Origin of the sequence: Pseudomonas sp. CFBP13509 (assembly GCF_005233485.1) — a bacterium.
Classification (GTDB): Bacteria; Pseudomonadota; Gammaproteobacteria; order Pseudomonadales; family Pseudomonadaceae; genus Aquipseudomonas; species Aquipseudomonas marginalis.
Window position 1 is genome coordinate 288,913 of record NZ_QGAA01000006.1, and the last position, 12,322, is coordinate 301,234.

The 12,322-nt window shown below is 60.7% G+C and carries 12 protein-coding genes; 11 read left to right on the plus strand and 1 reads right to left on the minus strand.

The features are described 5' to 3' along the window. Window positions 1-2: 2 nt before the first annotated feature. From flhB to PspCFBP13509_RS12765, 4 genes are all read left to right on the plus strand, one after another. The gene (gene flhB, locus PspCFBP13509_RS12750) at window positions 3-1,139 is read left to right on the plus strand and encodes a flagellar biosynthesis protein FlhB (RefSeq protein ID WP_065946824.1); all 1,137 of its coding nucleotides are present in this window, start codon (window positions 3-5) and stop codon (window positions 1,137-1,139) included. Between the two features lie 45 nt (window positions 1,140-1,184). Beyond that, complete coding sequence (locus tag PspCFBP13509_RS31735; protein ID WP_242001067.1) at window positions 1,185-1,559, plus strand: cold shock domain-containing protein; 375 nt, start codon at window positions 1,185-1,187, stop codon at window positions 1,557-1,559. Window positions 1,560-1,600: 41 nt separating this feature from the next. Then, the gene (locus PspCFBP13509_RS12760) at window positions 1,601-1,801 is read left to right on the plus strand and encodes a cold-shock protein (protein WP_137212126.1); all 201 of its coding nucleotides are present in this window, start codon (window positions 1,601-1,603) and stop codon (window positions 1,799-1,801) included. 418 nt (window positions 1,802-2,219) lie between these two features. Continuing rightward, window positions 2,220-2,567, plus strand: coding sequence for an FKBP-type peptidyl-prolyl cis-trans isomerase (locus PspCFBP13509_RS12765; protein ID WP_065924969.1), 348 nt, complete (start codon window positions 2,220-2,222; stop codon window positions 2,565-2,567). A 196-nt stretch (window positions 2,568-2,763) separates the two neighbouring features. Here the strand turns inward: PspCFBP13509_RS12765 and PspCFBP13509_RS12770 are convergent, their stop codons facing one another. After that, complete coding sequence (locus PspCFBP13509_RS12770; protein WP_065924970.1) at window positions 2,764-3,021, minus strand: DUF6124 family protein; 258 nt, start codon at window positions 3,019-3,021, stop codon at window positions 2,764-2,766. A 579-nt stretch (window positions 3,022-3,600) separates the two neighbouring features. On the opposite strand from PspCFBP13509_RS12770, the gene flhA reads away from it, so the two are divergent. The 7 genes from flhA (at window position 3,601) to PspCFBP13509_RS12805 (ending at window position 12,308) form a co-directional block, all read left to right on the plus strand. Beyond that, complete coding sequence (gene flhA / locus PspCFBP13509_RS12775) at window positions 3,601-5,715, plus strand: flagellar biosynthesis protein FlhA (protein WP_370737638.1); 2,115 nt, start codon at window positions 3,601-3,603, stop codon at window positions 5,713-5,715. A gap of 12 nt (window positions 5,716-5,727) precedes the next feature. Next, window positions 5,728-7,044, plus strand: a complete 1,317-nt coding sequence (gene flhF, locus PspCFBP13509_RS12780; RefSeq protein WP_065924971.1) for a flagellar biosynthesis protein FlhF — start codon at window positions 5,728-5,730, stop codon at window positions 7,042-7,044. Window positions 7,045-7,149: 105 nt separating this feature from the next. Then, window positions 7,150-7,983: a flagellar synthesis regulator FleN gene (fleN, locus tag PspCFBP13509_RS12785; RefSeq protein WP_003192912.1), complete on the plus strand. Its 834-nt coding sequence runs from the start codon at window positions 7,150-7,152 to the stop codon at window positions 7,981-7,983. Then, window positions 7,980-8,720: an RNA polymerase sigma factor FliA gene (gene fliA, locus PspCFBP13509_RS12790; protein WP_065924972.1), complete on the plus strand. Its 741-nt coding sequence runs from the start codon at window positions 7,980-7,982 to the stop codon at window positions 8,718-8,720. The genes fleN and fliA overlap by 4 nt, the downstream gene beginning before the upstream one ends. Window positions 8,721-8,889: 169 nt before the next feature. Beyond that, a complete protein-coding gene (locus PspCFBP13509_RS12795) occupies window positions 8,890-9,264 on the plus strand; it encodes a chemotaxis response regulator CheY (RefSeq protein WP_160385018.1) in 375 nt (124 codons plus the stop codon). An 18-nt stretch (window positions 9,265-9,282) separates the two neighbouring features. Continuing rightward, the gene (locus PspCFBP13509_RS12800; protein ID WP_065924973.1) at window positions 9,283-10,071 is read left to right on the plus strand and encodes a protein phosphatase CheZ; all 789 of its coding nucleotides are present in this window, start codon (window positions 9,283-9,285) and stop codon (window positions 10,069-10,071) included. Window positions 10,072-10,082: 11 nt separating this feature from the next. Continuing rightward, window positions 10,083-12,308, plus strand: a complete 2,226-nt coding sequence (locus PspCFBP13509_RS12805) for a chemotaxis protein CheA (protein WP_137212127.1) — start codon at window positions 10,083-10,085, stop codon at window positions 12,306-12,308. Window positions 12,309-12,322: the final 14 nt, after the last annotated feature.

Consider the following 12,322-nt stretch of genomic DNA (forward strand, 5'->3'; position numbering starts at 1 on the left):
CCATGGCCGAGAGCGAGAGTGGTCAGGACAAGACAGAAGACCCCACGGAGAAGCGTAAAAAGGACTCCAGGGAAAAGGGCGAGATTGCCCGTTCCAAGGAGCTCAACACCGTTGCGACCATGATGGCCGGATCCGGTGCCTTGCTGATCTATGGTGGCGGCCTGGCGCTGGACTTGATGGAGCTGATGAAGCACAACTTCACCTTGCCCCGCGATGTGCTGCTCAACCCTGGCTCCATGGGTCAATACCTGCTGCACTCGGGCAAGATCGCGATATTGGCGGTGCAGCCGATCCTGATCACCCTGCTGCTGGCCGCACTGATCGGCCCGGTCGCCCTCGGCGGCTGGCTGTTCGCCGCCGGCAGCATGGCACCCAAGTTCAGCCGCATGAACCCTGCGGCCGGTCTCAAGCGCATGTTCTCCGCCAAGGCCCTGGTGGAGCTGCTCAAGGCCCTGGCCAAGTTCATCCTGATTCTGTTCGTGGCACTGATGGTGTTGTCGTCCGACATCGACGACCTGCTGCGCATCGCCCATGAACCCCTGGAGTCGGCGATCATCCACAGTGTGCAGGTGGTGGGCTGGAGTGCGCTGTGGATGGCCGCCGGGCTGATCATCATCGCGGCGGTGGATGCGCCGATCCAGTTGTGGGAAAGCCACAAGAAACTGCTGATGACCAAGCAGGAAGTGCGCGACGAGCACAAGGATCAGGAAGGCCGCCCCGAGGTCAAGCAACGCATCCGCCAGCTGCAGCGGGAAATGTCCCAACGCAAGATGATGGCCTCGGTGCCCGACGCCGACGTGGTCATCACCAACCCGACCCACTACGCCGTGGCCCTCAAGTACGACCCGGAGAAGGGCGGCGCGCCGATGCTGCTGGCCAAGGGCAGCGACTTTACCGCGTTGAAAATCCGCGAAATTGCCGTGGCCCACGACATCCTGCTGCTGGAATCGCCGGAGCTGGCGCGGTCGATCTTCTACTCCACCGACCTCGACCAGGAAATCCCGGCGGGGTTGTACCTGGCCGTGGCCCAGGTGTTGGCGTATGTCTATCAGATTCGCCAATATCGCGCGGGTAAGGGGAAACGCCCGGATCCGCTCAAGGACCTGCCGATTCCGCCGGAGTTGCGCCGCGACTCTTGACCTTCCCCCCGTGGTGCTGGACGAGCTTCTTTGTGGTGAGCGGGCTTGCCCCGCACCTGCCTGCGCGGCAGCCCCTTGACCGTCGCCAGCCTCTACCACTCGTCGTTAAGCCCCGTCTACCTGTCAACTTTGACAGTAGTCGCCGTCGCCTTATCGCGGTTTTATAGCTCCGGGAATTCCACGCACTTTGCGGTGCGTGAGGTAGAGGGTATTGCGATGGAGGTGATGAAAGGCACGGTCGAGACATACGACCACAAAACAGGCGTGGGCGTGATTGCAATGGATCGCGACGACGAACGTGTGCGGGTGGACCTCACGAGTTCTACTGGGATTTGGCTCAAGCAAGGTCAGAGAGTGCAGTTTTCGAGAATCCACCGCCCTGAGGGCGTATTCGCGTCAAACATCAAGATTATCCAGTGAGTCTCGCCTGGTTTTCTGGGCGGGGTGTCAGGAGAGCGGCAATGTCGACAGGCACGGTGAAATGGTTTAGCGGCGAAAAAGGATACGGCTTTATCAGTCAGGATGGGGGTGGAGATGTCTTCGTCCACTATTCGGCGATCAAGGGCGACGGCTACAAGACGCTCGAAGAGGGGCAAAAAGTAGAGTTCGAGGTTGCCCAGGGGCCCAAAGGTGCTCAGGCTGAAGACGTCCACGTCCTTTGATCGTTGTGATCGTTCTCGCAGGGCGATGCTTGATCAACCGGGCCGCGACGCCAGACCGCTGCGTGTGAAGCGGTGTACGGAGACTGGAAATCGAGTTTCCTGTGGGCAGCCCAGAATCACGGTCGAAAATTTCCTCAGTAACGGCTGATGTCCACCGACCCAAATGTGGGAGGGGGCCCCCGATAGCGGTGTATCAGTGACCTGCCCTTGGCCTGACACACTGCTATCGGGGAGAAGCCCCCTCCAACATTTGGCCCCGATTTCACCTCGACAAGCTCAGTTGGCCGTTGGGCCTTTGCTAGTGAGTTGTACTTGCTACCTGTCAACTTTAACAGTAGCCGCCGCCACGGTATCGCGGTCTGATGGGGCGGAACGCGCACGTTGTGCGTAAATCTTGTTGAGGAAGGAGGGGGTTCTGATGATCACTACCGACAGCGGTCTTCAGTATGGGGACACGACAGAGGGTGAAGGTGTTGAAGCCAAGGCTGGCCAGCGTGTCAGCGTTCATTACACGGGTTGGCTTTGGGAAAATGGCGTACAAGGGGCCAAGTTTGACTCGAGCCGTGATCGCAACGATCCATTCGTGTTTGCATTGGGTGCGGGTCAAGTTATTCGTGGGTGGGATGAGGGTGTGCAAGGAATGAAGGTCGGCGGGCAGCGAAGGTTGATCATCCCTCCTCAGCTTGGGTATGGGGCAAGGGGCGCTGGGGGGGTAATCCCACCAAATGCAACACTCTGCTTTGATGTGGAATTGCTCGGTGTTTGATTGTTCTCTCACTGCCAGAGGAACATGACATCTCGCAAGGTCACAAAGACCCGCAGGCCGGGAATATGCGACCTCTTTAAAAGCTTACCCCGTTCGAAAGTGTGGAAAGGGATTGCCCCTGATTGCAGTGTGTCAGACCCTGAGTAGGTGAATGATACCGCCATCGGGGCAAGCCCCCTCCCACCTAGGGTCCGTATTATCCGTTGCTTGCTGCGGTCGTTATTGCGGCGCCAGCGTGCACACGATCCGCCAGTAACTGCGCCAGTTCGATCAACTGCGTCACTCCCAGCAATTGCTCTCGTTTCGAGCCTTCCAGGTCAAAGGCCAAGTTACAGCTCAGCGCGTTGGCCGAGGCGAGGGTTTCGCTGAGGTTGACCAGGAGGTCTTCGGTGCTGATGCCGTCGATGACGGTGAAGAGTACTGTGGTCGGGGGATTTGGGGTGGGTTTGATCATTGTGAAGTTCCTCGGTAAAGGTGAAGCTGCCACAGATCGCCGCGACGCGATGGAAGGTGGCAGCTGTGCACAGGTTCGCGGACCGGTTACCAAGGAACCCGGCATACCCGAAGGTATCCCGCGCACAGCCGCCATAACGCCGCACAGTAGACGATAAAAAACCGCTTACTGAAAGGGAGATGGTGCTTTTGTTCCGTAGTAAACCGGGCCGCGACGCCCGTCCGCTGCTTTTGCAGTGGTGTTCGGAGACTAGAGAGCGCAGCTCCTAGGGGCAACCCCAAATCCTTGTCAGAAATTTCCTCGATAGCCCCGGCTGTGCACAGCTCAAAATGTGGGAGGGGGCTTGCCCCCGATAGTGGTGGATCAGTCAAAGCATCAGTGCCTGACACTCAGCAATCGGGAGCAAGCCCCCTCCCACAGTCCAATCGATTTATACCCGCTGGATTGTGTCCTTTATGAGGAGGTCCGAAACTAAAAGCAAAGTTGGAAGGCTTCTTGCAATACCGCCTCCAGGACGCCTCCCGGCGTCAAAAGTTTGCTTCAAGGAAACGAGGAATACCGGTGGTGGATCGCTCTCAAATGTTCAGCACGGCCCGTGGCACCCTGACTGACCTCTCGCGGGGCAATCTGGGTGTGCCGTTGTTGTTGCTGGTCATGCTGGCAATGATGATGTTGCCGATGCCGCCGTTCCTGCTGGACGTGTTCTTCACCTTCAACATCGCCCTGTCCGTCGTCGTGCTGCTGGTGTGCGTCTACGCCTTGCGGCCGCTGGATTTCGCGGTGTTCCCGACGATCCTGCTGGTGGCAACCCTGTTGCGCCTGGCGCTGAACGTGGCGTCCACCCGTGTGGTCATGCTCCACGGCCAGGATGGCCACGCCGCTGCCGGTAAGGTGATCCAGGCCTTCGGTGAGGTGGTGATCGGCGGTAACTACGTGGTCGGTATCGTGGTGTTCGCGATCCTCATGATCATCAACTTCGTGGTGGTGACCAAGGGCGCCGGGCGGATTTCCGAGGTGAGCGCACGCTTTACCCTCGACGCCATGCCCGGCAAGCAGATGGCTATCGACGCCGACCTCAACGCCGGCCTGATTGACCAGAACCAGGCCAAGACCCGCCGCTTGGAAGTCGCCCAGGAAGCCGAGTTCTACGGTTCCATGGACGGTGCCAGTAAATTCGTGCGCGGTGACGCCATCGCCGGCCTGCTGATCCTGTTCATCAACCTGATCGGCGGCATGGCGGTCGGGATCTTCCAGCACGGCATGACCTTCGGCGATGCGGGCAAGGTGTACGCCCTGCTGACCATCGGTGACGGTTTAGTGGCGCAATTGCCATCACTGTTGTTATCTACAGCTGCCGCCATCATGGTGACCCGTGCTTCGGGCTCCGAAGACATGGGCAAGCAGATCAGCCGCCAGATGTTTGCCTCGCCCAAGGCCTTGGCTGTGGCGGCCGGCATCATGGCGATCATGGGGATCGTGCCGGGCATGCCCCATGTGTCGTTCCTGAGCATGGCGGCCCTGGCCGGCGGCGCTGCCTACCTGTTCTGGAAAAAGCAGAATGCGGTCAAGGTCCAGGCCCTGCAAGAAGTTGCGCGCCAGCAGGAACTGCTGCCATCCCCGGCCCGCGCCCAGGAAACCAAGGAGTTGGGCTGGGACGACGTGACCCCGATCGACATGATTGGCCTGGAAGTGGGCTACCGCCTGATCCCCTTGGTGGACCGCAACCAGGGCGGCCAGTTGCTCGCGCGGATCAAGGGCGTGCGCAAGAAGCTGTCCCAGGACCTGGGCTTCCTGATGCCCACCGTGCATATCCGCGACAACCTCGACCTGGCCCCCAGTGCCTACCGCCTGACCCTGATGGGCGTGATCCTGGCCGAAGCCGAGATCTACCCGGACCGCGAGCTGGCAATCAACCCCGGCCAGGTATTCGGCAGCCTCAACGGCATTACCGCCAAAGATCCGGCTTTTGGCCTGGAGGCGGTGTGGATCGAAATCAGCCAGCGCAGCCAGGCGCAGTCCCTGGGCTACACCGTGGTGGACGCCAGTACCGTGGTCGCAACCCACCTCAACCAGATCCTGTACAAGCACTCCCACGAGCTGATCGGCCACGAAGAAGTCCAGCAATTGATGGGCTTGCTGGGCAAGGCCTCGCCAAAACTGGCAGAAGAGCTGGTGCCGGGCGTGCTGTCGTTGTCGCAACTGCTCAAGGTGCTGCAGGCGCTGTTGGCCGAACAGGTGCCGGTACGCGACATTCGCAGCATTGCCGAGGCTATCGCCAACAATGCCGCCAAGAGTCAAGATACCGCCGCGCTGGTGGCGGCGGTGCGTGTCGGATTGTCCCGCGCAATCGTGCAAAGCATTGTAGGGCTTGACTCCGAGCTGCCTGTGATCACCTTGGAACCAAGGTTGGAACAGATATTGCTCAATAGTATTCAGAAGGCAGGACAAGGCCAGGAAGAGGGCGTTCTGCTGGAGCCAAGCATGGCTGAGAAACTGCAGCGTTCGTTGATCGACGCCGCACAGCGCCAGGAAATGCAGGGCCAACCGGTGATTCTGCTGGTGGCGGGTCCGGTCCGGGCGATGCTGTCGCGGTTTGGACGTCTGGCAGTACCGAATTTGCACGTTTTGGCTTATCAGGAAATTCCTGACAACAAGCAAGTGACTATCGTCGCGACAGTAGGGCCCAACGGCTGAGGGTAGTGGGTTATGCAAGTTAAGCGTTTTTTCGCCGCCGATATGCGTCAGGCCATGAAACTGGTCCGCGATGAGCTGGGCGCCGATGCCGCGATTATCGGTAATCGTCGTATTGCCGGCGGTGTCGAGCTGACGGCTGCCCTGGACTACACCCCCTCGGCATTGGCGCCGCGTGTGCCGAACATGGAGCTCGAAGACGAACTGCGCAAGACTGCTTCGCGCATCGTCTCGGCCCAGGCTGAGCTGAGCATGCGTGGCGACAGCGATGCCACCACCAATCGCCAGTTGTTCGCCGGCCTGCCGCTGACCGCCGCCGAGCCGCTGGTTGAGCCAACGTTCATCGAACCGCCACGTCCTGCCGCGCCAGCCCCGGCCGCCGCAGTCGACCAGCGCGTCTTCGACTCAATGCGTTTTGAACTCAACGGCCTGCGCGAATTGCTGGAAGTGCAACTGGGTTCACTGGCCTGGACCCAACTGCAAGGCAGCAAACCGCACCAGGCCAACCTGTGGCGCCGCTTGCAACGCATCGGCCTGTCCGGCCCGTTGTCCCGCGACCTGTTGGCCCTGACCACCGAAATCGAAGAGCCTCGCCAGGCCTGGCGCATGTTGCTGGCCCACCTGGCGCGGATGATCGCCACCCCGGAAATCGAACCCCTGGAAGAGGGCGGTGTGATCGCCATGGTCGGCCCTGCCGGCATGGGCAAGACCACCACCCTGGCCAAGCTGGCGGCGCGCTATGTGCTCAAGTACGGCGCGAACAGCATCGCGCTGGTGAGCATGGACAGCTACCGCATCGGCGCCCAGGAACAGCTCAAGACCCTGGGCCGTATCCTCAATGTGCCGGTCACCCACGTCGACCCGGGCCAATCCCTGGCCAACGCGCTCGATCCGTTGCTGCGCAAGCGCGTGGTGCTGATCGACACCGCCGGCCTGCAGGCCAGCGATCCGGCGTTGCGCCTGCAACTGGAAAGCCTGGCCGGGCGTGGTATCAAGTCGAAAAATTACCTGGTGCTTGCAACCACCAGCCAGAAACAGGTTCTTACCGCTGCGTACCATAGCTACAAGCGTTGCGGTCTGGCCGGCTGCATCCTGACTAAACTGGATGAAACCGCCAGCCTGGGCGAAGTGTTGAGCCTGGCTATCAGCCATGAACTACCGGTTGCCTACCTGACCGACGGCCCGCGGATCCCGGATGATTTGCATCTGCCGCGCCGTCATCAACTGGTCAGCCGCGCTGTCAGCGTGCAAATGCAAGAAGAGCCTAGCGAGGAAGCGATGGCCGATATGTTCGCCGACCTTTACCACAACCCGGCAAAGCGGGTGGGTTGAGGCGCGATGAACACCGTGAAATGTACCTACATCGATGGTCTGCAAGCGATTCACGCGGCCAAGCCATGTAGCCTGCGTCTAAGCAAGACAAGGTAAAGAAATAAAATGGGCAGCATGCATCCCGTACAGGTGATCGCGGTGACCGGCGGCAAAGGTGGCGTCGGAAAAACTAACGTGTCAGTGAATTTGTCCCTGGCCCTGGCAGAGCTTGGCCGTCGCGTCATGCTGCTGGATGCTGACCTGGGGCTGGCGAACGTCGACGTTCTGCTGGGACTGACGCCCAAACACACCCTGGCCGATGTGATCGAGGGGCGCTGTGAGCTGCGCGACGTGCTGCTCCAGGGCCCAGGCGGGATCCGCATCGTGCCGGCCGCCTCCGGCACCCAGAGCATGGTGCACCTGAGCCCGGCGCAGCATGCCGGCCTGATCCAGGCATTCAGTGACATCGGCGACAACCTCGACGTGCTGGTGATCGACACCGCCGCCGGGATCGGCGAGTCCGTGGTCAGCTTCGTGCGCGCGGCGCAGGAAGTCTTGCTGGTGGTCTGCGATGAACCCACCTCGATCACCGACGCCTACGCCCTGATCAAACTGCTTAACCGTGACTACGGCATGAACCGCTTCCGCGTCCTGGCCAACATGGCCCAGAGCCCGCAGGAAGGTCGCAACCTGTTCGCCAAGTTGACCAAGGTCACGGATCGCTTTCTCGATGTCGCCTTACAATACGTCGGTGCAGTTCCCTACGACGAGTGTGTGCGCAAGGCTGTGCAAAAGCAGCGTGCAGTCTACGAAGCGTTCCCTCGTTCCAAGTGCGCATTGGCGTTCAAGGCTATTGCCCAGAAGGTCGATACCTGGCCGTTGCCTGCCAACCCTCGGGGGCATCTGGAGTTTTTCGTCGAGCGATTGGTGCATCAGACGAGTGCAGGACCGGTGCTATGACAGCGAACGGCTATAACGCTTACAAGAAGTCTGCCCGTGACAGCCAGGGCGAGTTGATCGAGCGCTATGCGCCACTGGTCAAGCGCATCGCCTATCACCTGCTGGCACGCCTGCCCGCCAGCGTCCAGGTCGAAGACCTGATCCAGGCGGGCATGATCGGCCTGCTCGAAGTGTCGACCAAGTACGACGCGAGCAAGGGCGCGAGCTTCGAGACGTATGCGGGCATCCGCATCCGTGGCGCGATGCTCGACGAAGTGCGCAAAGGCGATTGGGCGCCGCGTTCGGTGCACCGCAATACACGCATGGTCAGTGACGCAATTCGTGCAATTGAAGCAAAAACCGGTCGCGACGCTAAAGATCACGAAGTTGCGGCCGAACTCCAATTGAGTCTCGACGATTATTACGGGATTTTGAACGATACCTTGGGCAGCCGCCTGTTCAGTTTCGACGACCTGTTACAGGACGGCGAACACGAAGGGCTGCATGAGGACGGCGCGAGCACGCATATGGAGCCGTCGCGTGACCTGGAAGATGAGCGTTTCCAGGGAGCGTTGGCGGACGCCATTGCCAACTTGCCGGAGCGCGAGCGGTTGGTGTTGGCGCTGTACTACGACGAAGAGCTGAACCTCAAGGAAATCGGTGAGGTCCTGGGGGTCAGCGAATCCCGTGTCAGCCAGTTGCACAGCCAGTGCGCGGCCCGCTTGCGGGGGCGTCTGGGAGAGTGGCGAGCGCGCTGACAGGCAGTGTGGGGAGCATTGCAAAGCGATACCGCGAAGGTGATAGCCTTCGCGGGCTCGGGCCGTGGTGCCCTCGGCAGTCCTTTTTGTGTAATGCCTGTTGATTGAAATGGCGCGTCCAGGTGCTGGGCGCGTTTAAGACTGCTTGGAGGTCGAATTGGACAAGAACATGAAAATCCTCATCGTTGATGACTTCTCAACGATGCGGCGGATCATAAAAAACCTGTTGCGTGACCTTGGGTTCACAAACACGGTCGAGGCGGATGACGGCCTTACGGCGATTCCGATCCTCAACAGCGGGAGCATCGACTTTCTGGTAACGGACTGGAACATGCCGGGGATGACCGGTATCGACTTGTTGCGCCACGTGCGTGCCGACGAAAAATTGCGCAGCCTTCCCGTGTTGATGGTGACCGCCGAAGCCAAGCGTGAACAGATCATCGAAGCCGCCCAGGCCGGGGTCAACGGTTACGTGGTCAAACCATTCACTGCACAGGCCTTGAAAGAGAAGATCGAAAAGATCTTCGAACGCATCCACGGCTGATGCCATCGCGGGGGAGCTATGGAGCATAAAGAAACGTCACAGGGAGACTTTGAGTCGACCCTGAAAAAGCATGCTCACCAGTTGGTCGACAGCCTTGAAAAAGGCCAGTTCGGCGATGCGGTGCAGTTGATCCATGAGCTCAACCAGACCCGTGACCGAGGCCTGTACCAGGAAGTGGGCAAGCTCACACGCGAGCTGCACAGCGCGATCGTCAATTTCCAGATTGACCCGCACATGCCCCAGGCCGAAGAGATTTCGCAGATCACCGACGCCACCGAACGCCTGTCCTATGTGGTCAGGCTGACCGAGGCGGCGGCCAACCGCACCATGGACCTGGTGGAAAACGCCACGCCCCTGGTCAACGGCATGGCCACGGAAGCCCACGCCCTGAGCGTTGACTGGGGCCGCTTCATGCGCCGTGAAGTCGGTGCGGAAGAGTTTCGTGAGCTGGCACGTCGGGTCGAAGGGTTTTTGTCGCGCAGCGAGCAGGAAAACCGCACGGTTTCCAGCAACCTCAATGACATTCTGCTCGCCCAGGATTACCAGGACCTGACCGGTCAGGTGATCAAGCGTGTGACCCAGTTGGTCACCGAAGTGGAAAGCAACCTGCTCAAATTGGTACTCATGGCCGGCCAGGTCGACCGTTTTGCCGGCATCGAACATGACCGCGAAGCGATCCTCTCTGAAAAAGATCCACAAAAACATCTCGCCAAGGGTGAAGGTCCGCAGATTCATGCCGATAAACGTGAAGACGTTGTGTCAGGTCAGGATGACGTAGATGACCTGTTATCCAGTTTAGGCTTCTAAGGAGCACCCACATGAGCTTCGGCGCCGATGAAGAGATCCTTCAGGATTTCCTTGTAGAGGCCGGCGAAATTTTAGAGCAACTGTCCGAACAACTGGTCGAGCTGGAAAGCCGCCCGGATGATGCGAACCTGCTCAATGCAATTTTTCGCGGTTTTCATACTGTAAAAGGGGGCGCCGGCTTCCTCCAGCTCCATGAGCTGGTGGAGTGCTGCCACATCGCCGAGAACGTGTTCGACATCCTGCGCAAGGGTGAGCGTCACGTTGATTCGGAGTTGATGGACGTGATTCTCGAAGCACTGGATGCGGTCAACGGCATGTTCAGCGAAGTGCGCGAGCGTGCCCCGATCACCGCAGCCACTCCGGAACTGCTGGCCGCCCTGGCGCGCTATGCAGAGCCGGCCGACACCTCGGCAGCGCCGGTGGTCGAAGCCGTACCGGAACCGGTGGCGGAGCCTGAAGCGGATGTGACGGACAGCGAGTTCGAGCAACTGCTCAGCTCCCTCAGTGCCGTCAAGGCCGAAGCCGAAGCGCCGGCTGCGGTTGCCCCGGTTGCCCCGGCTGCCGCGCCGACCAGCGAGGACATTACCGACGCTGAGTTCGAGTCCCTGCTCGATCAATTGCACGGCAAGGGCCAGTTCGCCGCCGACGCCGTGGCGCCTGCCGGTGCCGCCGCCGGTGCTGCGCAGGCGCCTGCCGCTTCTGCCAGCACCGACATCACTGACGATGAATTCGAAGCGTTGCTCGACCAGTTGCATGGCAAGGGCACCTTCGCGGCCGATGCCTTGCCGGCAGTCGCCGCTACGGCCGCGGCCCCGGCAGCACCCGCTGCCGGCGCCAAGCCTGCGGACGATGGGTTGATCTCCGATCACGAATTCGAAGCACTGCTGGACGATCTGCACGGCAAGGGCAAGTTCACCGAAGTCGCCCCGGCCGCTGCTGCAGCCACGGCGGCACCGGTTGCCGCCAAAGCCGCCGCGCCCGCCGCCAAGCCTGCGCCTGCGCCGGCTGCTGCCCCGGCTCCAGCGCGTGCCGCTACGGCGCCGGTCGCGGAAAAACCGGCCAGTGAAGCCGAAACCACCGTACGGGTCGATACCGCGCGGCTGGACGACATCATGAACATGGTCGGCGAGCTGGTACTGGTGCGTAACCGCCTGGTGCGCCTGGGCCTGAGCAGTGGCGATGAAGCCATGCAGAAGGCCGTGTCGAACCTCGACGTGGTCACCGCCGACCTGCAGACCGCGGTGATGAAAACGCGCATGCAGCCGATCAAGAAAGTCTTCGGCCGCTTCCCGCGCCTGGTTCGCGACCTCGCGCGCCAGCTGAAGAAAGAGATCAACCTGGAACTGGTGGGTGAAGAAACCGACCTCGACAAGAACCTTGTCGAGGCCCTGGCCGACCCGCTGGTCCACTTGGTGCGCAACGCTGTCGACCACGGTGTCGAAACCCCGGAAGAACGCGAAGCCTCAGGCAAGTCCCGTGGCGGCAAGGTGATCCTGGCGGCGGAGCAGGAAGGCGACCACATCCTGCTGTCGATCACCGATGACGGCAAGGGCATGGACCCGAATATCCTGCGCAGTATCGCCGTCAAGCGTGGCGTGATGGACAAGGACGCCGCCGACCGCCTGACCGACACCGAGTGCTACAACCTGATCTTCGCCCCCGGCTTCTCGACCAAGACCGAGATTTCCGACGTGTCGGGCCGTGGCGTGGGCATGGACGTGGTGAAGACCAAGATCAGCCAGCTCAACGGCTCGATCAACATCTACTCGACCAAGGGCCAGGGCTCCAAGATCGTCATCAAGGTGCCGTTGACCCTGGCGATCATGCCGACCCTGATGGTGATGCTGGGCAACCAGGCGTTCGCCTTCCCGCTGGTCAACGTCAACGAGATCTTCCACCTCGACCTGTCGCGCACCAACGTGGTCGACGGCCAGGAAGTGGTGATCGTGCGGGACAAGGCGTTGCCCCTGTTCTACCTCAAGCGCTGGCTGGTTGCATCGGCCGCCCATGAAGAGCAGCGCGAAGGCCATGTGGTGATTCTCTCCGTGGGCACCCAGCGTATCGGCTTTGTCGTCGATCAACTGGTTGGCCAGGAAGAAGTGGTCATCAAGCCTTTGGGCAAAATGCTGCAGGGAACCCCGGGCATGTCGGGTGCGACCATCACCGGTGACGGTCGGATCGCGCTGATTCTCGATGTTCCGAGCATGCTCAAGCGTTACGCCGCTCGGCGTATTTGATTCTGGTGGGGCAT

Excerpts from the sequence above, each read along its gene's own strand:
- PspCFBP13509_RS12795 (WP_160385018.1), top strand. The coding sequence starts at position 8,890 with ATGAAAATCCTCATCGTTGATGACTTCTCAACGATGCGGCGGATCATA.
- PspCFBP13509_RS12770 (WP_065924970.1), bottom strand. The coding sequence starts at position 3,021 with ATGATCAAACCCACCCCAAATCCCCCGACCACAGTACTCTTCACCGTC.
- PspCFBP13509_RS12805 (WP_137212127.1), top strand. The coding sequence starts at position 10,083 with ATGAGCTTCGGCGCCGATGAAGAGATCCTTCAGGATTTCCTTGTAGAG.
- PspCFBP13509_RS12760 (WP_137212126.1), top strand. The coding sequence starts at position 1,601 with ATGTCGACAGGCACGGTGAAATGGTTTAGCGGCGAAAAAGGATACGGC.
- flhB (WP_065946824.1), top strand. The coding sequence starts at position 3 with ATGGCCGAGAGCGAGAGTGGTCAGGACAAGACAGAAGACCCCACGGAG.
- fliA (WP_065924972.1), top strand. The coding sequence starts at position 7,980 with ATGACAGCGAACGGCTATAACGCTTACAAGAAGTCTGCCCGTGACAGC.
- PspCFBP13509_RS12765 (WP_065924969.1), top strand. The coding sequence starts at position 2,220 with ATGATCACTACCGACAGCGGTCTTCAGTATGGGGACACGACAGAGGGT.
- flhA (WP_370737638.1), top strand. The coding sequence starts at position 3,601 with ATGTTCAGCACGGCCCGTGGCACCCTGACTGACCTCTCGCGGGGCAAT.
- flhF (WP_065924971.1), top strand. The coding sequence starts at position 5,728 with ATGCAAGTTAAGCGTTTTTTCGCCGCCGATATGCGTCAGGCCATGAAA.
- fleN (WP_003192912.1), top strand. The coding sequence starts at position 7,150 with ATGGGCAGCATGCATCCCGTACAGGTGATCGCGGTGACCGGCGGCAAA.
- PspCFBP13509_RS12800 (WP_065924973.1), top strand. The coding sequence starts at position 9,283 with ATGGAGCATAAAGAAACGTCACAGGGAGACTTTGAGTCGACCCTGAAA.